This is a genomic window from Klebsiella sp. SYXHC3, assembly GCF_057196925.1.
Map to the genome: position 1 here is coordinate 1192619 of NZ_JBXUNG010000001.1, position 18196 is coordinate 1210814.

General features: G+C 56.0%; 16 protein-coding genes and 1 riboswitch. Of the genes, 8 read left to right on the top strand and 8 right to left on the bottom strand.

Translation table 11 applies throughout. From position 1 onward, the window contains the following. Positions 1-13: 13 nt before the first annotated feature. Positions 14-1027, bottom strand: coding sequence for a LacI family DNA-binding transcriptional regulator (locus AC2CGP_RS05845; protein ID WP_020078320.1), 1014 nt, complete (start codon positions 1025-1027; stop codon positions 14-16). 288 nt (positions 1028-1315) lie between these two features. Between AC2CGP_RS05845 and AC2CGP_RS05850 the strand changes: the two genes are divergently transcribed. The 3 genes from AC2CGP_RS05850 to AC2CGP_RS05860 all read left to right on the top strand — a co-directional run bounded on the left by AC2CGP_RS05850 (position 1316) and on the right by AC2CGP_RS05860 (position 5071). Continuing rightward, positions 1316-2065: an SDR family oxidoreductase gene (locus AC2CGP_RS05850; RefSeq protein ID WP_045398225.1), complete on the top strand. Its 750-nt coding sequence runs from the start codon at positions 1316-1318 to the stop codon at positions 2063-2065. A 32-nt stretch (positions 2066-2097) separates the two neighbouring features. Then, positions 2098-3705 (top strand): FGGY family pentulose kinase, encoded by a 1608-nt coding sequence (locus AC2CGP_RS05855; RefSeq protein ID WP_475702474.1) that lies wholly within the window; start codon positions 2098-2100, stop codon positions 3703-3705. A gap of 82 nt (positions 3706-3787) precedes the next feature. Next, a complete protein-coding gene (locus AC2CGP_RS05860; protein ID WP_475702473.1) occupies positions 3788-5071 on the top strand; it encodes an RbtT/DalT/CsbX family MFS transporter in 1284 nt (427 codons plus the stop codon). 62 nt (positions 5072-5133) lie between these two features. Here the strand turns inward: AC2CGP_RS05860 and fbaB are convergent, their stop codons facing one another. The 5 genes from fbaB to AC2CGP_RS05885 all read right to left on the bottom strand — a co-directional run bounded on the left by fbaB (position 5134) and on the right by AC2CGP_RS05885 (position 8922). Continuing rightward, complete coding sequence (gene fbaB / locus AC2CGP_RS05865) at positions 5134-6186, bottom strand: class I fructose-bisphosphate aldolase (protein ID WP_015365768.1); 1053 nt, start codon at positions 6184-6186, stop codon at positions 5134-5136. A gap of 148 nt (positions 6187-6334) precedes the next feature. Then, positions 6335-7135, bottom strand: a complete 801-nt coding sequence (thiD, locus tag AC2CGP_RS05870) for a bifunctional hydroxymethylpyrimidine kinase/phosphomethylpyrimidine kinase (protein WP_015365767.1) — start codon at positions 7133-7135, stop codon at positions 6335-6337. Further along, entirely contained in the window at positions 7132-7905 is a 774-nt protein-coding gene (gene thiM / locus AC2CGP_RS05875) for a hydroxyethylthiazole kinase (RefSeq protein WP_484502295.1), read from the bottom strand. Before thiM ends, thiD begins: the two co-directional genes overlap by 4 nt. A 34-nt stretch (positions 7906-7939) precedes the next feature. Next, positions 7940-8036, bottom strand: a riboswitch (TPP riboswitch). Between the two features lie 104 nt (positions 8037-8140). Further along, positions 8141-8470 (bottom strand): DUF1493 family protein, encoded by a 330-nt coding sequence (locus AC2CGP_RS05880; RefSeq protein ID WP_047039775.1) that lies wholly within the window; start codon positions 8468-8470, stop codon positions 8141-8143. Then, positions 8464-8922: an STM2901 family protein gene (locus AC2CGP_RS05885; RefSeq protein ID WP_045389806.1), complete on the bottom strand. Its 459-nt coding sequence runs from the start codon at positions 8920-8922 to the stop codon at positions 8464-8466. The genes AC2CGP_RS05880 and AC2CGP_RS05885 overlap by 7 nt, the downstream gene beginning before the upstream one ends. Positions 8923-9231: 309 nt before the next feature. Here AC2CGP_RS05885 and AC2CGP_RS05890 point away from each other — a divergent pair, with 309 nt between their 5' ends. Both AC2CGP_RS05890 and AC2CGP_RS05895 read left to right on the top strand, forming a co-directional pair. After that, entirely contained in the window at positions 9232-9657 is a 426-nt protein-coding gene (locus tag AC2CGP_RS05890; protein ID WP_032706050.1) for a lipoprotein precursor-like protein, read from the top strand. A 281-nt stretch (positions 9658-9938) separates the two neighbouring features. Continuing rightward, positions 9939-11915 (top strand): alkyl/aryl-sulfatase, encoded by a 1977-nt coding sequence (locus AC2CGP_RS05895; protein ID WP_015365761.1) that lies wholly within the window; start codon positions 9939-9941, stop codon positions 11913-11915. A 45-nt stretch (positions 11916-11960) separates the two neighbouring features. Here the strand turns inward: AC2CGP_RS05895 and AC2CGP_RS05900 are convergent, their stop codons facing one another. Then, positions 11961-12596 (bottom strand): helix-turn-helix domain-containing protein, encoded by a 636-nt coding sequence (locus AC2CGP_RS05900; protein ID WP_213759595.1) that lies wholly within the window; start codon positions 12594-12596, stop codon positions 11961-11963. Between the two features lie 215 nt (positions 12597-12811). Between AC2CGP_RS05900 and AC2CGP_RS05905 the strand changes: the two genes are divergently transcribed. Next, the gene (locus tag AC2CGP_RS05905) at positions 12812-14788 is read left to right on the top strand and encodes an alkyl/aryl-sulfatase (RefSeq protein WP_015365759.1); all 1977 of its coding nucleotides are present in this window, start codon (positions 12812-12814) and stop codon (positions 14786-14788) included. 141 nt (positions 14789-14929) lie between these two features. Continuing rightward, positions 14930-15352: a universal stress protein gene (locus AC2CGP_RS05910; RefSeq protein WP_015365758.1), complete on the top strand. Its 423-nt coding sequence runs from the start codon at positions 14930-14932 to the stop codon at positions 15350-15352. Here AC2CGP_RS05910 and AC2CGP_RS05915 read toward each other — a convergent pair. After that, positions 15349-16260, bottom strand: coding sequence for a LysR family transcriptional regulator (locus AC2CGP_RS05915; RefSeq protein WP_049033900.1), 912 nt, complete (start codon positions 16258-16260; stop codon positions 15349-15351). The genes AC2CGP_RS05910 and AC2CGP_RS05915 overlap by 4 nt on opposite strands. Positions 16261-16384: 124 nt before the next feature. On the opposite strand from AC2CGP_RS05915, the gene AC2CGP_RS05920 reads away from it, so the two are divergent. After that, entirely contained in the window at positions 16385-18196 is a 1812-nt protein-coding gene (locus AC2CGP_RS05920; RefSeq protein ID WP_484502296.1) for an adenine deaminase, read from the top strand.

The window sequence follows — 18196 nt, forward strand, 5'->3', positions numbered from 1 at the left end:
CGCCAGCGGCTTTTCACGCCAGATGCTCGCGGCTGCTAATCAGCAGCGGCGGGATCTCTACCCGCTGCTGGCTGGCTTCACCTGCGTCGATGATATTGAATACCGCTTCCAGCATCGCCGGGACGTTCTGCTGCACCATGTCAATATCGTGACCCAATAGATAAACAAATGGGTCCCAGTCAAAACAGCCCATCGGCGGCTGCTCGACGCCGGTCAGCCCCAACTGCGCCAGCCATCTCACCACCCCTTCCAGCGAGATGGTCGAGTTAACAAAGAACCCCTGCAGATGTTCATCGGCGCTTTTGAAACGCGCCTGCATGCAGGCTTCCACTTTGCCTTTTGAATAGCCCGGAGAAAGAATATTCTCTTCCGGCACGCTCATGCCGCGCGCCTCATGAGCATCGCGAAATCCGCGCAAACGCTCCAGGGTGTTGTGGTCGCTGCTGCGCCCGCCGACAAAAAACAGCGGCGCCAGTTTGCCGTGGCGATTGAGGCTGTTATCAAGAATTTTATCGGTCAACGCGCGGGCGCCCGCGTAGTTATCGGAGATCACCGACGGTGCGGTGGAGCCCGGCAGGTCAAGGTTGACCGTCGGCACCCCCGCCTGCTGACATAGCTCGGTAATTTTATCCGGATTAGTCGCCCCGGTCGCCACCACCCAGTCCACCTGCCAGGAGAGCATCGCTTTCACCGCTTCGATTTCCAGCTCCGGTCGACGGCGAGTACAGGTAATAATCGGCAGCAGGCCGCGCTCACGCGCCATCTCTTCAAAGCCTTCCGCCACGGAACCAAAATAGCGGTTGTCGTATTTGGGGACAATCATCCCGATGACATGCGATTTTTTACTGCGCAACATGCTGGCCTGGCGATTAATCGCGTAGCCCTGTTCTTGCGCAATCCGCGTCACTTTTTCCGCAAGTTTGGCGCTGATACGGCGTTTTTTCCAGTTGCCATTGAGGATCGCGCTCACCGCGCTTGCCGAAACGCCGGATAATTCCGCCAGATCGTAGATAGTGATTTTTTTCATTTTCCCAACTTGCGTCACAAATTCATTTCGCTGTTAATTTCCCCACTTGCTCAATCGATGAAGCTGGCGCAACATTAGCTTCATCGATTGAGCAACCATGACGCTCGCTAGCGTATACACTCAATAATCGTTCAGACATCAGCAAATTGAAATAAATGGTGCTGATATTCAATAGCTTAACTTAGTTACTCCTGCTCTGACAGGCCAGATTGTTGTAGCAGGTAACCGCTCCTCAAGCTCGTCGAGTCCCGCTTGATGAGCAAAACAGACAACATGAAGGATTATAAAATGAACCACTCTGTATCCTCTATGAATACTTCTCTTAGCGGCAAAGTCGCCGCGGTCACCGGCGCCGCTTCCGGCATTGGTCTTGAATGCGCGAAAACCCTGCTTGGCGCGGGCGCGAAGGTGGTTCTGATCGACCGTGAAGGCGAAAAGCTCAACAAGATTGTGGCAGAGCTTGGCGAAAACGCTTTTGCTTTACAGGTCGATCTGATGCAGGGCGATCAGGTGGATAAGATCATTGACGGCATCCTGCAACTTGCCGGACGTCTCGATATCTTCCACGCCAACGCCGGCGCTTACATCGGCGGCCCGGTCGCTGAGGGCGACCCGGACGTCTGGGATCGCGTGCTGCACCTCAATACTAACGCCGCCTTCCGCTGCGTGCGTAGCGTGCTGCCGCATATGATCGCGCAAAAATCCGGCGATATTATTTTCACCAGCTCCATCGCCGGCGTGGTGCCGGTTATCTGGGAACCTATCTATACCGCGTCAAAATTCGCCGTACAGGCGTTTGTTCATACCACCCGCCGCCAGGTTTCCCAACACGGCGTCCGCGTCGGCGCGGTACTGCCGGGCCCGGTGGTCACCGCCCTGCTCGATGACTGGCCGAAAGAGAAAATGGAAGAAGCGCTGGCCAACGGCAGCCTGATGCAGCCTATCGAAGTTGCCGAATCGGTGCTGTTTATGGTCACCCGTTCGAAAAACGTCACCGTGCGCGACCTGGTTATTCTGCCTAACAGCGTTGATTTATAACCCCCGGTATCGGTGACTAAAAGGACGATTTTATGAATGGTGAGACTCAAACCCTCATTGGCGTCGATGTCGGCTCCGGCAGCGTACGCGCCGGGGTATTTAACCTCAGCGGCGAACTGCTGGCCCACGCCACCCGGGAGATCACCCTCTTCCGTAGCGCCGGCAGCGTGGTGGAACAATCCAGCCGCGAAATCTGGCAGGCGGTTTGCGACTGCATTAAACGCGCGGTTGAAAAGGCCGCTGTCTCTCCGCACTCGGTTGCCGGTATCGGCTTCGACGCTACCTGCTCGTTGGTGGTAATCGGTGAGAATGACGCGCCGCTGGCCGTCGGCCCCAGCGAAGAGGCGGATCGCAATATCATCGTCTGGATGGATCACCGCGCCACCGAACAGGCGGAACGCATCAATGCCACCCGCCATCCGGTGCTGCAGTACGTCGGCGGGACTATCTCCCCGGAGATGGAGACGCCGAAGCTGCTGTGGCTGAAAGAAAACCGTCCGCAGATTTTTGCCGCCGCGCGCCATTTCTTCGACCTGGCCGACTATCTCACCTGGCGCGCGACCGGCGATCTGGCCCGCTCCGTCTGTACCGTCACCTGTAAATGGACCTATCTGGCCCATGAAAAACGCTGGGATGCCGACTACTTTCGCCAGATTGGCCTCGCAGAGCTGGCGGAGGAAGACTTCGCTCGTATCGGCCAGCGCATTGTCGATCCGGGTACGCCCTGTGGTGATGGGTTAACCGCGGCGGCGGCTAAAGAGATGGGCCTGCCTGTCGGTACGCCGGTGGCGGTCGGGATGATCGACGCCCATGCAGGCGGCATCGGCACCGTCGGCGTACTCAACGGCGCGGTGAATAATATGGCCTACGTCTTCGGCACCTCCTCCTGCACCATGACTACCACCGAGAAAGCGGTGTTCGTTCCTGGCGTCTGGGGGCCTTACTATTCGGCGATGGTACCGGGTAACTGGCTGAACGAAGGCGGACAAAGCGCCGCCGGCGCGGCTATCGACCAGTTACTGAGCTTCCATCCGGCAGCGGTAGAAGCGCGTGAACTGGCCAAAGCCGCCGCCGTTCCGCTGCCGGTCTGGCTGGCGGATCGCGTGCTGGCGCAGGTTGCCTCGCCGTCGGAGGCGGTGCAGCTGGCTGATGGACTGCATGTCGTGCCGGAGTTTCTCGGCAATCGCGCGCCGCTTGCCGACCCCCACGCGAAAGCGCTGATTGCCGGGCTGGGGATGGAGCGGGATCTTGATAATCTGACCGCGCTGTACGTCGCCGGATTATGCGGAATTGGCTACGGCCTGCGGCAGATCCTTGATGCCCAACGCGCCTGTGGTATTGAGAACGAAAATATCGTTATCAGCGGCGGCGCGGGTCAGCACCCGCTGGTACGCCAGCTGTTGGCCGACGCCTGCGGCGTGACCGTGGTCAGCACAGCCTGTAGCGAACCCGTATTGCTGGGTTCCGCCATCCTCGGCGCCGTCGCGGGCAACGTCGCCGCCTCGCTACCGGACGCCATGAAGCGGTTCACCAGAGTGGATAAAACCTATCGTAGCGAACCGGCGTTTAGCTCGCTACATCAACGCAGGTATGAGGCCTACAAAGCGCTACAACAGGCCGGTCGGCTAATCCGCGAATAACATACCTCTTTAATTTAATAACAATAATGCTCCGCTGTTGTGCAGCGGAGCCGCTCCTCTGCATCCTGAAATCGAGGTTAACATGTCCGTTAATAACCAACAGTGGTTCGGTCTGCCGCTGAATCTTATCTGGGGATACGTCGCCATCGCCGTGTTTATGACCGGCGACGGTTTTGAACTCGCCTTCCTCTCGCACTACATCAAGGAGCTGGGCTTCAGCCCGGCGCAGGCCTCTTTCGCCTTTACCCTCTACGGCCTCGCCGCCGCCCTCTCGGCCTGGGTCTCCGGCGTGGTCGCGGAAATTATCACCCCGCGTAAAACCATGTTTATCGGTTTCGTGCTGTGGTGCGTGTTCCACGTCCTGTTCCTCGTCTTCGGCCTCGGTCGCGCCAACTACGCCTTAATCCTGCTGTTTTACGGCATCCGCGGCCTGGCCTATCCGCTGTTCCTCTATTCGTTTATCGTCGCCATTATCCATAACGTCCGCAGCGACAGCTCCAGCTCGGCCCTGGGCTGGTTCTGGGCGGTCTACTCCGTCGGCATCGGCGTGTTCGGCAGCTATATTCCGAGCTTCACCATTCCGCACATTGGCGAGATGGGCACCCTGTGGCTGGCGCTGGCGTTCTGCGTCACCGGCGGGCTGATTGCCCTGACGGCGCTGCGCAACACCGAAACCCCGCGCCATATGCAGAACCTCACCACCCGCGAGAAGTTCTCCGAGCTGGGGCGCGCGGTGACCCTTATCTACACCAACCGCAGCATTATGCTCTCCAGCATCGTGCGCATTATCAACACCCTGTCGCTGTTCGGCTTCGCGGTGGTCATGCCAATGATGTTCGTCGATGAGCTTGGCTTCACCACTTCCGAATGGCTGCAGGTGTGGGCGGCGTTCTTCTTCACCACCATCTTCTCCAACGTCTTCTGGGGGATTGTGGCGGAGAAACTGGGCTGGATGAAAGTGGTGCGCTGGTTCGGCTGCATCGGCATGGCGCTGTCGAGTCTGGCGTTTTACTACCTGCCGCAGCACTTCGGCCATAACTTCGCCATGGCGCTGGTGCCGGCAATTGCGCTGGGGATTTTTGTCGCGGCGTTCGTGCCGATGGCGGCGGTGTTCCCGGCGCTGGAGCCAGAGCATAAAGGGGCGGCGATTTCGGTCTACAACCTGTCGGCCGGGCTGTCGAACTTCCTCGCACCGGCGATTGCGGTGGTGCTGCTGCCGCACTTCAGCACCATCGGCGTGGTGGTGGCCTATACCGCGCTCTATCTGCTGGCGTTTTGTCTGTGCCCGTTTATTCGCGTTGAGCAGCCCGGTTTTGCTACCAGCGAAGCGGCTGAACCGCTGAACGTCAGCACAGTAAAATCATAAAAAACCCCGGAGACCGGGGTAAGTAAAATAGTCAATCCGGGCCTCGTGCCCGGATTTTTGCCTTACGCGATGGTGACTTTGCCATCCAGATAGACATCCTGCACCGCATTGATCAGCTTCACGCCTTCGCTCATCGATTTCTTAAAGGCTTTACGACCGAGGATCAGCCCCATGCCGCCGGCGCGTTTATTAATCACCGCCGTGCGCACCGCATCGGCAAGATCGGTTTCGCCGCCCGCCGCCCCGCCGGAGTTAATCAACCCGGCGCGGCCCATGTAGCAGTTCGCCAGTTGATAGCGCACCAGATCGATCGGGTTATCGCTGGTCAGCTTGCTGTAGACGCGATCGTCGGTATAACCAAAGTTCACCGCTTTATAGCCGCCGTTATTCTCGGCCATTTTCTGCTTCACGATATCAGCGCCAATGGTGGCGGCCAGATGGTTGGCCTGGCCGGTCAGGTCAGCGGAAACGTGGTAATCGACGCCATCTTTTTTGAATGCCGGGTTGCGCAGATAGGCCCACAGCACGGTGACCAGGCCGAGCTCGTGCGCGCGTTCAAAGGCGGCGGATATCTCTTCAATCTGCCGACGCGACTGTTCGGAGCCGAAATAGATCGTCGCGCCAACCGCAACCGCGCCCATGTTGAACGCCTGTTCGACGCTGGCGTACAGGGTCTGGTCATACTCGGTCGGGTAGCTCAACGTTTCGTTATGGTTGAGCTTAACGAGGAATGGAATGCGGTGCGCGTAGCGGCGCGATACCGAGGCCAGTACGCCATAGGTAGAAGCCACGCAGTTACAGCCGGCTTCGATGGCGAGTTCCACGATATTCTTCGGATCGAAGTAGAGCGGGTTGGCGGCGAACGACGCGCCCGCCGAGTGCTCTACGCCCTGGTCGACCGGCAGAATGGACAGGTATCCCGTTCCCGCCAGACGCCCGGTGTTGTAGAGGGTCTGCATATTACGCAGCACCGCAGGCGGGCGGTTGTTATCCACCATCACCCGGTCGACGTAATCCGCTCCCGGTAAATAGAGTTGATCGGCTGGAATAGTCATACAACGGTGCTGTAAAAGGCTGTCGGCATCTTTGCCAAGCAACTGCGTAATATCAGTCATAGCTATCTCCCGTAAGTGCTGGCCGCAGCCAGCATGTTTTATCCCAACCCAAAAATTTTGGGCAGGTTAAGCCTGGTACCGAGTTAGCATATTTTCCAGCCGGGAGCGCGTTTTTTCAGTAGATTCTGCTGTCTCGTTTCACTGCCATTTACCACCAGGCGTGGAAATGATGTACCGGGCCGATACCGTGCCCCACTTCCAGCGAATCGGCCTGCGCCAGCGCCGCCGACAGCCAGCCCTTCGCTTCGGCGACCGTTTGTCCCCAATCGGCATAGCGCGGACGCAGCGCCGCCAGCGCGGCAGATAACGTACAGCCGGTACCGTGGGTATTTTTGGTCTGCACGCGCGGCGCGGTAAAGCGCTGTTCGCCTTCGCGGGTAAACAGCCAGTCCGGGCTTTCGGCGTCGTCCAGATGTCCGCCCTTCATTAATACCGCCCCGCAGCCTAGCGCCAACAGCGCCCTGCCCTGTTCCAGCATCTCGCGCTCGCTTTGCGCATGCGGCGCATCGAGCAGCGCCGCGGCCTCCGGCAAATTCGGGGTGATCAGTGAAACGTGCGGCAGCAGGCGCTGGCGCAGCGTCGCAATGGCGGAAGGGGATAACAGCGGATCGCCGCTTTTCGCCAGCATTACGGTATCCAGCACCACGTTGGCAATTTGATAGCGGGCAAGACGTTCCGCCACCGCTTCAACGATATCGGTTTCCGCCAGCATGCCGATTTTCGTAGTATCGATTCGCACGTCGCTAAACACCGAATCCAGCTGCGCCGCCACGAAGTCCGGCTCAATGCGGTATACCGACTGCACGCCGCGGGTATTCTGCGCCACCAGCGCGGTGATCACCGAGCAGCCGTAAGCGCCGAGTGCGGAGAATGTTTTGAGGTCGGCCTGGATCCCGGCGCCGCCGCTGGGATCGGTGCCGGCGATGGTTAAGGCGTTAATCCGCTTCATGCCGCCACCTCCGCGTATAACGCGTCGAGGAATGCCGGGATAAAACTGCCGGGGCCGCCGTGTCGCGCCGCTTCACCTCCCGCCATTTTCATCAGGCCGCAGGCGGCTGCCACGTTTTGCAGCCGATCGCCGGGCATCGCGGCGCTTGCCGCCACAACCGCGGATAACGCGCAGCCGGTCCCCACCACCCGCGTCATCAGGACATTACCGCCGCTCACGGCAAGCGTGCGCTCACCGTCGCTGATGTAATCCACCTCGCCCGTCACCGCGACCACGGTATTGAGCTTGCGCGCCAGCACCTGGGCTGCGGGTAACGCCGCAGCTACGCTATCGGTCGTGTCCACGCCGCGCCCGCCGCCGCTGCTCCCCGCCAGCGCCATGATTTCCGAGGCGTTACCGCGAATCGCCGCAGGCCGCAGTTCCAGTAATTCGCGACAAAAATCGGTACGCAGCGTCAGCGCGCCGACGGCAACCGGATCCAGCGTCCAGGGTTTTCCCGCCTGGCGGGCGCTCTGCGCCGCCGCTCGCATCGCATTGGCGCGCTCAGTGGTTAAGGTCCCGACATTAATCAATAGCGCATCGGCAATGGCGGCAAACTGCGCGGCTTCCGTAGGATCAATCACCATCGCCGGCGAGGCGCCAATAGCCAGCAGGACGTTAGCGGTGAAAGTCTGGACCACATCGTTGGTCATACAGTGAACAAGCGGCGAAGAGGTGCGGAAAAGCTGCTGCAGGTGCGCGATATGCGCCGGATTTAGCGGTTGATGCATGGTTTGCTCCCGCCAGATGAGGAAGCAGCGCAGACCATGCGGTCTCTGACTTCCCTACGCTGGCATTATCCAGATCAGGTGGTACGGGTATTTCTCAGCCTTCACAAAGAAGGGCACCCCGAGTCATTTGGTACAAAATGGCGACTAACGTTCCGTTAATCTTTAATCAGGATAGTAATGCCAGCGATAAGTCTTGTAAACGGTAAAAGCGGTAGATCTACTGGCGATATGTCCCTTAATCGTACAACCATCTCCCGGCTTTGGCAGACTGGATAAACATATCAATGGTGAACTCTGGAACATCTACTGGTTCAGGCTTTTTAAATGGATTCCATGAAAAATTGACTTCGGGATAGTACGTTTCAAGATGGAAATTCGACATGTCGACGTTGAACTCTTTTTCATAGTCTTCAACCAACTCTTCAACGTCATCTTGATCTAACTGGACATCAAAATGAATACTCGAGTCTGCCGTGTATGTAGCGTATTTCTTGTTCCTGAGGATATAGGTCCCACTACGAATAGTGAACAACTTGATGACGCGTTTTTCGATATCTTCTACCATAGCTTATCGTTGCCCCGCGCGATGGTATTGTATTCAATGATCGTGTTGTAAATGATCTGCGATACATCAGCCACAATGATCACTTCACCAATGAGGGGAATAGTCCGTCCCACCCACGTTCCAATTTTCCTCACCATCCTCCTTTTTGCAGTCCATGGAGTATAACCGCCAATCCATGTAGGCATTTTTAACCCAAATGGGAACATTCTATTGCCAAATACTCGTCTGGCACCTTTCGATAGTCTGGATGTTCCAGGAATTGCCGTTCCGGGTTTAGCCCGTGTCGCCTGATCATTTATACCCGCATACAGTGCATATACAGAGGCAACATCTTTGATACCAAATTGATCAGCAGTATTGAAGACAAAGACCATGAAAAATAGTTCTGAGGCGGTAAGGTTTGAACGCCCCGCAAAAAAGTATGTTCCATTTATTTCCTCAACAGTATCCACTTCATAATCCCTTATGATCCTTGTAGAAAGCGCCATCATAATGGCTGATTTGCATACCGTCATTACGCGTCGTTGTATCATCCTTGTACGTTTGCCACAGAGACGCCACTTTTTCCTGCGCCATGTAAGCGATTACACAAAATTTTAGCTATCCGTGCGGCGGTTGATTTAGATCACAATTCACTTAATAACCATAAGACATAGTTACTACGCGTTACTAACTAAGCGAACACAGTAACCGCAGTAGTCGCCGCTGCCGTTAGTTTGCATAACATGTTAAAAATAATTTCGACACTAAGGTCGTTAATGATGAAAGTGAAACACGTTTCTATGCTGCTGCTGGCACTCAGCGCAGCCATCGCGATTGGTTGCAGTTCACCAGCGCAGCGTATGGCCGAGTGCGAAGCACAGGGGATCAGTAAAGATGCCTGTTATATTGCGGAACAAAACAAACAGGCTACGGTGAATGCCGCAGCGGAGAAACAGGCGCTGGAAAATGCACAGGCTTTATATCCCGTGCAGAAAGCGCAATCCAGCAAAAAAGTGAAGATCTTCAATGGTATGAAGCTGGTCACAAACTCAACCGGGCTGACAGTTGATGGCAAACCCGCGGCCTTAGACGAAAGCAATGCTGACGCGAAAACCTATTCTCAGGGTTTATACGTTTTTATTGTCTACCAATCAGGAAAAATTGCCGTCATGCAGGACGGTAAATTTTTAGGCTACGCCAAATAGCGCCGCTTCATTGTTAATTTAAAAGCGGCCTAAGGGCCGCTTTTTCCCTTCTCCGCAGTAGCCGACACGTCAAACGCCGAGCTAAATAAGCGACATTAATCCCATTGGATAAATCTCATTTTACCTACGAGAGTGTGGTTTTTTAATTAATGTATTTTTTTTGTAACCACAAACTTGCTCAATGTAAACAATAGGTTATAGTTCAAGAAAGCGTTACAAGCTGTAACACCACGTCAGATCGGAATTAACGAGTGAATCGCCATTAAGGTAAGAGGATTCCAATGAAATTGACCCCCATAGTAAAAGGATTGGCCATTGCTGGCTTGCTGTCATCGATCAGCTTGTCAGCATGGGCGGAAGTCGCCGCAAAAGAAGCGACCGCTGCCACTAAACAAGCCAACGACGCTCTCTATAACCAACTCCCCTTCTCAGATAACACCGATTTCACCAACGCCCATAAAGGGTTTATTGCCGCCCTGCCCACCGAGATCATTAAAGGAGAACAAGGTAACGTAGTATGGGATCCGCAACAGTACTCTTTCATCAAAGAAGGTGAAAAAGCCCCGGATACCGTCAACCCGAGCCTGTGGCGGCAGTCGCAGCTGATTAACATCAGCGGCCTGTTTGAGGTGACCGACGGCGTCTACCAGATCCGCAATCTGGATCTTTCCAACATGACCATCATCGAAGGTAAAGAAGGCATTACCGTCGTGGATCCGCTGGTGTCGGCAGAAACCGCTAAAGTGGGCATGGATCTGTATTACAAAAACCGCGGTAAGAAACCGGTCGTCGCCGTTATCTATACCCACAGCCACGTTGACCACTACGGCGGGGTGCGCGGCGTAGTAGATGAAGCGGATGTGAAATCCGGGAAAGTGAAAATTTACGCGCCGTCCGGCTTTATGGAAGCGGCGGTGGCTGAAAACATTATGGCCGGTAACGTCATGAGCCGCCGCGCCAGCTACATGTACGGCAACCTGCTGAAACCATCGGCCACCGGACAGGTCGGCGCCGGTCTGGGCACCACCACCTCGGCGGGTACCGTTACCCTGATTGCCCCAACTAATATCATTGAAAAAGACGGTCAGAAAGAAGTTATTGACGGTCTGACCTATGACTTTATGCTGGCGCCAGGTTCAGAAGCGCCATCGGAAATGCTGTGGTTCATCGAAGAGAAAAAACTGATTGAATCCGCGGAAGACGTAACACACACCCTGCACAACACCTATTCGCTGCGCGGCGCGAAAATCCGCGAACCGCTGCCGTGGTCGAAGTACATCAACGAAGCGATTGTACGCTGGGGCGACAAGGCTGAGATTATTATGGCTCAGCACCACTGGCCGACCTGGGGCAACGAAAACGTGGTCAACCTGCTTAAGAGCCAGCGTGACCTGTACCGTTACATTAACGACCAGACCCTGCGTATGGCTAACGAAGGGCTGACTCGCGATGAAATTGCCGCTAAATTCAAACTGCCGGATAGCCTTGCCAACACCTGGGCTAACCGCGGTTACTACGGCTCTGTTAGCCACGACGTGAAAGCCACCTACGTGCTGTATCTCGGCTGGTTCGACGGCAACCCGGCCACCCTCGACGAACTGCCGCCGGAAGAAGCGGCGAAGAAATTCGTCGATTACATGGGCGGCGCCGATGCCATCATGAAGAAAGCGAAAGAGGATTACGACCAGGGTAACTATCGTTGGGTAGCTCAGGTGGTCAGTAAAATCGTCTTCGCCGATCCGAAAAACCAGGATGCGCGTAATCTGGAAGCAGATGCCCTTGAACAGTTAGGCTATCAGGCGGAATCCGGCCCGTGGCGTAACTTCTACCTCACCGGCGCGCAGGAGTTGCGTAACGGCGTGGTGAAAGGACCAACCCCGAACACCGCCAGCCCGGATACCGTACGCGCGATGACACCAGAAATGTTCTTCGACTATCTGGCGGTGCACATCAACGGCGAGAAAGCGGGTAACGCGAAATCGGTCTTTAATATCGATCTCGGCAGCGACGGCGGCAAGTATAAGCTGGAGCTGGAAAACGGCGTACTGAACCATACCGCTAATGCGGAAGCGAAAGATGCCGATACCACTATCGCCCTCAACCGCGCCACCCTGAATAAGATCATCCTCAAAGAGGAGACGCTGAAGCAGGCCGTTGATAACGGCGATGCGAAAATCACCGGTAACGCCGATAAGCTCAATGAAATGCTGGGCTATATGGACAAGTTCGAATTCTGGTTCGACATCGTTACGCCATAATGTCCTGCTCCCGCGGCGCCCGGTCGCGGGAGTTTTCCCTCTCTGCTAGTAGGCTTCCGGCAATGGTCGGTCGATAGAAACCAGTTTGCCGCGCTTCATCGTGATATAGCCCCCGGCTTTCAGATCCGCCAGCACCCGAAAAACATGCGTGCGCGACAGATTAGTACGCTTAATAATAAACAGCGCCAGGCCTTCGTTTTCCCCCTGATGGGTACTCTGGCGATAAAGATAACGAAACAGCATCGGCCTGATGGTCTGATAGCTGGTCATCTGTCGGCGTTCGTTATGAAGATCGATAGTAAAGATCGACATATAGGTCAGAATGGTCGCCAGCTCCTGCACGCGTTCAGGGCCGCCGTGTAAAAAGATTTGGTCAAAGACATCATAAGTGACGTTAACCAGCTTCACCGCTGCGCTACCGATATATTCAAACTTCGCCAGCGGGCAGTACCTTTCCATAAGCCCTATCGGCATATACTCAATGGAATTACCAATATGAAGGCCACTATCCGGCATTAATATTGACAGCGAACCTTCAGTGCAAAAATAAATATATCCTGGCTGAATTGCTAATTTTTTATTAGCCGCAACCGTCAGGGCTTCCCCTTGCGCAATTATTTGCGGAAAAAAGGCATCAATGTTGAGTTGCTGATAATAGCTATGGATATCCTGAAAATTCACGCTATGCCCCTTGCTGCGCAGTCTGCTGTGGTATCGAGTATAGCAGCGAAGTGATAGCAGATTCGAGGGTGATTATTTCTTTGATAATGACCAGTCCCATATGGGACTATCAACGCAAAGTATTCGCTTTAAAATGGCCAGTAATTAGTCCGCATTTGAATTATCCGCTGATATTAAACATTGATAGCGGAACAAATAATCTAAGAGGCCATGCAATGAAATTAAATCAGATCGCTAAACATCTGGCTCTGGCCGGTGTTTTAACTTCGCTGTCGCTTTCCGCCTTCGCTGCCGCCCAGCAGCAGGACGCCACCCCGGCAACTCAGCAGGCAAATAACGCGCTGTACAACAAACTGCCGTTTGCCGATAAAACTGATTTCGATAACGCGCATAAAGGTTTTATCGCCGCGCTGCCGCAGACCATGATTAAAGGCGAGCAAGGCAACGTTATCTGGAACCCGGCAAAATATGACTTCGTCAAAGAAGGTGAAAAAGCCCCGGATACCGTTAACCCGAGCCTGTGGCGCCAGTCACAGCTGATTAATATCGGCGGCCTGTTTAAAGTCACCGACGGTGTTTATCAGATCCGTAATCTCGATCTCTCCAACATGACCATCATCGAAGGCGAGAAAGGGATCACCGTTATCGACCCGCTGCTGAGCGCCGAGCCGGCGAAAGAAGCGATGGATCTCTACTACGCCAACCGCGGTAAAAAGCCGGTTGTCGCCGTCCTGTTCACCCACAGCCATGTTGACCACTACGGCGGCATCCGCGGCGTGGTTGATGAAGCCGACGTGAAGGCTGGCAAAGTAAAAATCTACGCCCCGGCCGGATTCATGGAAGAAGCGGTTTCCGAGAACATTATGGCCGGTACCGCGATGAGTCGTCGCGCCAGCTATATGTACGGCAACCTGCTGAAGCCTGACGCCAAAGGCCAGGTCGGCGCTGGTCTTGGCACCACCACCTCTGCGGGTACCGTGACGCTGCTCCAGCCGACCAACTACATCACTAAAACCGGCCAGCAGGAAGTGATTGATGGCCTGACCTACGACTTCATGATGGCACCAGGTTCCGAAGCACCGTCGGAAATGCTGTGGTATGTCAAAGAGAAGAAAATGATTGAAGCGGCAGAGGATGTTACCCATACCCTGCACAACACTTACTCGCTACGCGGCGCGAAGATCCGCGATCCGCTGGCCTGGTCAAAATATATTAACGCCGCTATCGACCGCTGGGGCAACGATGCTGAAGTCATTATCGCTCAGCACCACTGGCCAACCTGGGGTAATGACAACATTATCAAGCTGATGAAAGGTCAGCGCGACATGTATCGCTACATCAACGACCAGACCCTGCGTATGGCCAACGAAGGCCTGACCCGCGATGAAATCGCCGCTAACTTCAAGCTACCGGAATCGCTGGAAAAACAGTGGTCGAGCCGCGGTTATTACGGCTCCGTCAGCCACGATGTGAAAGCGACGTACGTTTACTACCTCGGCTGGTTCGATGGCAACCCGGCGACCCTCGACGAGCTGCCGCCGCAACAGGCTGCGAAGAAGTTCGTTGAATACATGGGCGGCGCCGATGCCATCATGCAGAAAGCCAAAGCCGACTATCAGCAGGGGAACTACCGCTGGGTGGCGCAGGTGACCAGTAAAATCGTCTTCGCCGACCCGCAGAATGCCGATGCGCGTAACCTCGAAGCGGATGCCCTGGAGCAGTTAGGCTACCAGGCGGAAGCCGGTACCTGGCGCAACTTCTACCTGACCGGCGCGCAGGAACTGCGTAACGGCGTACAGAAGCTCCCGACGCCTAACACCGCCAGCCCGGATACCGTTCGTGCAATGACTCCGGAGATGTTCTTCGACTACCTGGGCGTACATATCAACGGCCAGAAAGCCGGCGCGGCAAAAGCGGTCTTCAACATCGATCTTGGTAAAGATGGCGGTAAGTACAAGCTGGAGCTGGAAAATGGCGTGCTTAACCACACCGCTAATGCGGTAGCAGACAACGCTGACGCCAGTATTACTCTGAACCGCGATACCCTGAACAAGATCATTTTGAAACAGGAAACGCTGAAGCAGGCTGAAGATAAGGGCGACGTCAAGATTAGCGGCAATGGCGCTAAGCTCGATGAAATGCTGAGCTACATGGACAAATTTGAATTCTGGTTCAACATTGTCACCCCGTAAGCGATAATCGCTGAATCTCCCTCGCGCCCTTTCTGGCCGCGGGGGATTTTTTTATCCATTCGCCTCGCATGTTCTGATTTGCGTTCCCCTCGCCGCAGGCCCAAAATGAGTTCAGGACTGTTTTATTGCGCGGAGGTATATATGACCGTTTATCACCATGCGCTGGTACTGATTAATAGCAGCCTTGATGGTGTTCCGTTGCTACAACACGCCGCCAGGATGGCGCAGGAAAACGGGATGCGGATTACCATCGCCCACATCAGCACCGACTACCGGGCGCTTAATTACGTGTCCGACAGCCTGCAGAATGATGAAGTATCGCAAGAGGTCATTCAGGCCAAAGCCCTGCTCAACGAGCTGGCGACGACCGTCGCCCTGCCGGTACAGACGCTATCGCTGGTGACGACCCGCCGTTTTGCTGATGTCGAAGAGTGCGTACAACAACGCCATATCGATTTAATTATCGCCGGACACCATAACCGGCTGCTGGGGGTGCTGTCCTCGCACTCGCTGGAGTACATCAACCATTTGACGGTGGACGTACTGATAAAACACCTGCCCTAGCGCAATGCGGACTGTAACAGAGAAAAACACTCTTCGATTAACGGTGCAAGCGCCTGCGGCCCACGCATCAGGGCCACCGTCCGCGTGAGCGCCGGCTGCTGCAGTTGCGCCACCTTTAACGCCGGATCGTGCAAATAGGTCGTATACAGCGCCGGGAGAATGGCCACCGCCAGCCGCGAACGTACCAGCCCATAAAGGGTTTCGATATAGTCTACCTGGTAACGCGTCGTTAAGGTCAAACGCTGGCTTTCCACCAGCGCCGCCACCAGCCGCTGAATATTCCCCTTTGAGAAAACGGCAATATCACGGCCTACCAACTGCTTCCACGGTAAATTTGGCTGCGCAGCGAGCGGATCGTCGCGGTGCAGTACCACCACGAACGGATCCTCGCGTAGCGGATAAACCAGTAGCTCAGCTGGTAGCGAACTGTCGATCGCGCCGATACCAAAATCAATCTCACCGCTTTGCAGCGCCCGCATTAACGCATCGTTGGTCTGGTCATGAAATTCAATGCGCAGACGCGGAAAGGCTTGCGCCAGGGTTTGCGGCAGCAGCGGAAACAGCAGTGAGCTCACCGACGGCACCAGCCCGATCCGCACCGTGCCATCGCCGCCCGCTTCCACAATCTGCTGCATATCAAAAAAAGAAGCCTGGGCCACGCTCAGTATCCGCTGGGCATGGGGTAAAATCGCCGACCCCAGTTCCGTCAGGGTCACCGCCGAGGCGGTACGATTGACCAGCTTGCCGCCGATCACGGTTTCAATCTGCCGCAGCGCGCTGCTGAGCGCCGGTTGGCTAATCGCCAGCCGATTGGCGGTATCGGTAAAATGGCGCAACTGAGCCAGGGTCACAAAATACTGCAGCTGCTTCAGCGAGAGCGCGGGCAAACGTTGCCAGGGTTCGTTCATTGTCAGGTTCGCTACCAATGGTCATACAGAATAACCCGAGCTTATCGGGCGATAAATTTATTCATCTGGGCAAACGTTTGCTGTGCCCCTAGAGTATCCGCATTATCCTTGTGGTGGAGTTGTTATGTCCAGCAATGCTGAAGTCCGTCGTCGCGCGGTGCAGGCCGCACGCGGCGAATCCCCGTTTGATCTGTTGCTCGTCGATGCGCAGATCGTCGATATGGCCACTGGCGAAATCCGCGACGCCGACGTTGGCATCGTTGGCGACATGATTGCCAGCGTGCATCCGCGCGGCAGCCGCGCCGACGCCCATGAAGTGCGCTCGCTGCAGGGCGGCTATCTGTCGCCTGGCTTGATGGACACCCACGTACACCTTGAAAGTTCGCATCTACCGCCCGAGCGCTATGCCGAAATCGTCCTGACGCAGGGTACCACCGCGGTGTTCTGGGACCCGCATGAGCTGGCAAACGTGCTCGGCGTCGATGGCGTGCGCTACGCGGTTGATGCCAGTCGCCACCTGCCGCTACAGGTGATGGTGGCCGCGCCATCCAGCGTCCCCTCTACGCCAGGTCTCGAAATGTCCGGCGCTGATTTCGCCGGTGCTGAAATGGAAACCATGCTCGGCTGGCCGGAAGTACGCGGCGTGGCGGAAGTGATGGATATGCATGGCGTGCTGAACGGTAGCGAACGGATGCAGGAGATTGTCCAGGCCGGGCTTAACAGCGGCAAACTGATTGAGGGCCATGCCCGTGGGCTCAGCGGCGCCGATTTGCAGGCGTATCTCGCCGCCGGCGTCACCTCCGATCACGAACTGACTTCAGCGGCCGATGCGCTGGAAAAACTGCGCGCCGGGCTGACTATCGAAATTCGCGGCTCGCACCCCTACCTGCTGCCCGACATCGTTGCGGCGTTAAAAACGCTGCCGCATCTCTCCTCGCAAATCACCGTCTGCACCGATGACGTACCGCCGGATATGCTGCTGGAGAAAGGCGGCGTTATCGCCCTGCTCAACCTGCTGATTGCACACGGTTTGCCAACGGTCGATGTGCTGCGTTTCGCCACCCTCAATGCGGCTATTCGCCTGCAGCGTAACGATCTTGGGCTGATTGCCGCAGGACGGCGCGCGGATCTGGTGGTGTTTGATTCGCTGGAGAAACTCGAGGCTCAGGAGGTCTATGTCGGCGGCAAACTTATCGCTCGTAACGGTCACCTGCTAACCCCCCTTGCCGCCGCGCCCGGCGTGACGCCGCCGCGTGATACCTTGCAGTTAGCCCCCCTCGATGCAGAAGATTTTGTTCTGCGAATTAAGAGCATTCGCCATGGCGTCGCCCGCCTGCGCCACATCAGCGGCGCGCGCTTCACGAAATGGGGTGAAGTAGAAGTACAGATCCGCGACGGCGAAGTACAACTGCCCGCGGGCTTTAGCCTGATTTGGGTGAAACACCGCCATGGCCGCCATCAGGCAACGCCGCAAATCGCCCTGCTCGAAGGCTGGGGCGAGCTGCGTGGCGCCATTGCCACCAGCTACTCGCATGACTCACATAACCTGGTGGTGCTCGGGCGTGATGCGAATGATATGGCGCTGGCGGCAAATCAGTTGATCGCTTCCGGCGGCGGAATGGCGCTGGCGCAACAGGGCGAGCTCCTGGCCCATGTGGCGATGCCGATTGCCGGAATGCTCTCCGATCTTCCCGCCGCCGAGCTGGCGCGGCAGTTCCGCGAGCTGCGAGATTTAAGCAGTAAAGTCGCCGACTGGGAGCCGCCATACCGGGTATTTAAAGCGATTGAAGGCACCTGCCTCGCCTGTAATGCCGGGCCGCATCTAACCGATTTGGGTCTCACCGACGGCGGCAGTCGCCAGATAGTTGACCCGTTGATAGCCTGCCGGGAGACTCCGGCGCCAACTCATCACAACAATAATCCTCAGGGAGCCTGA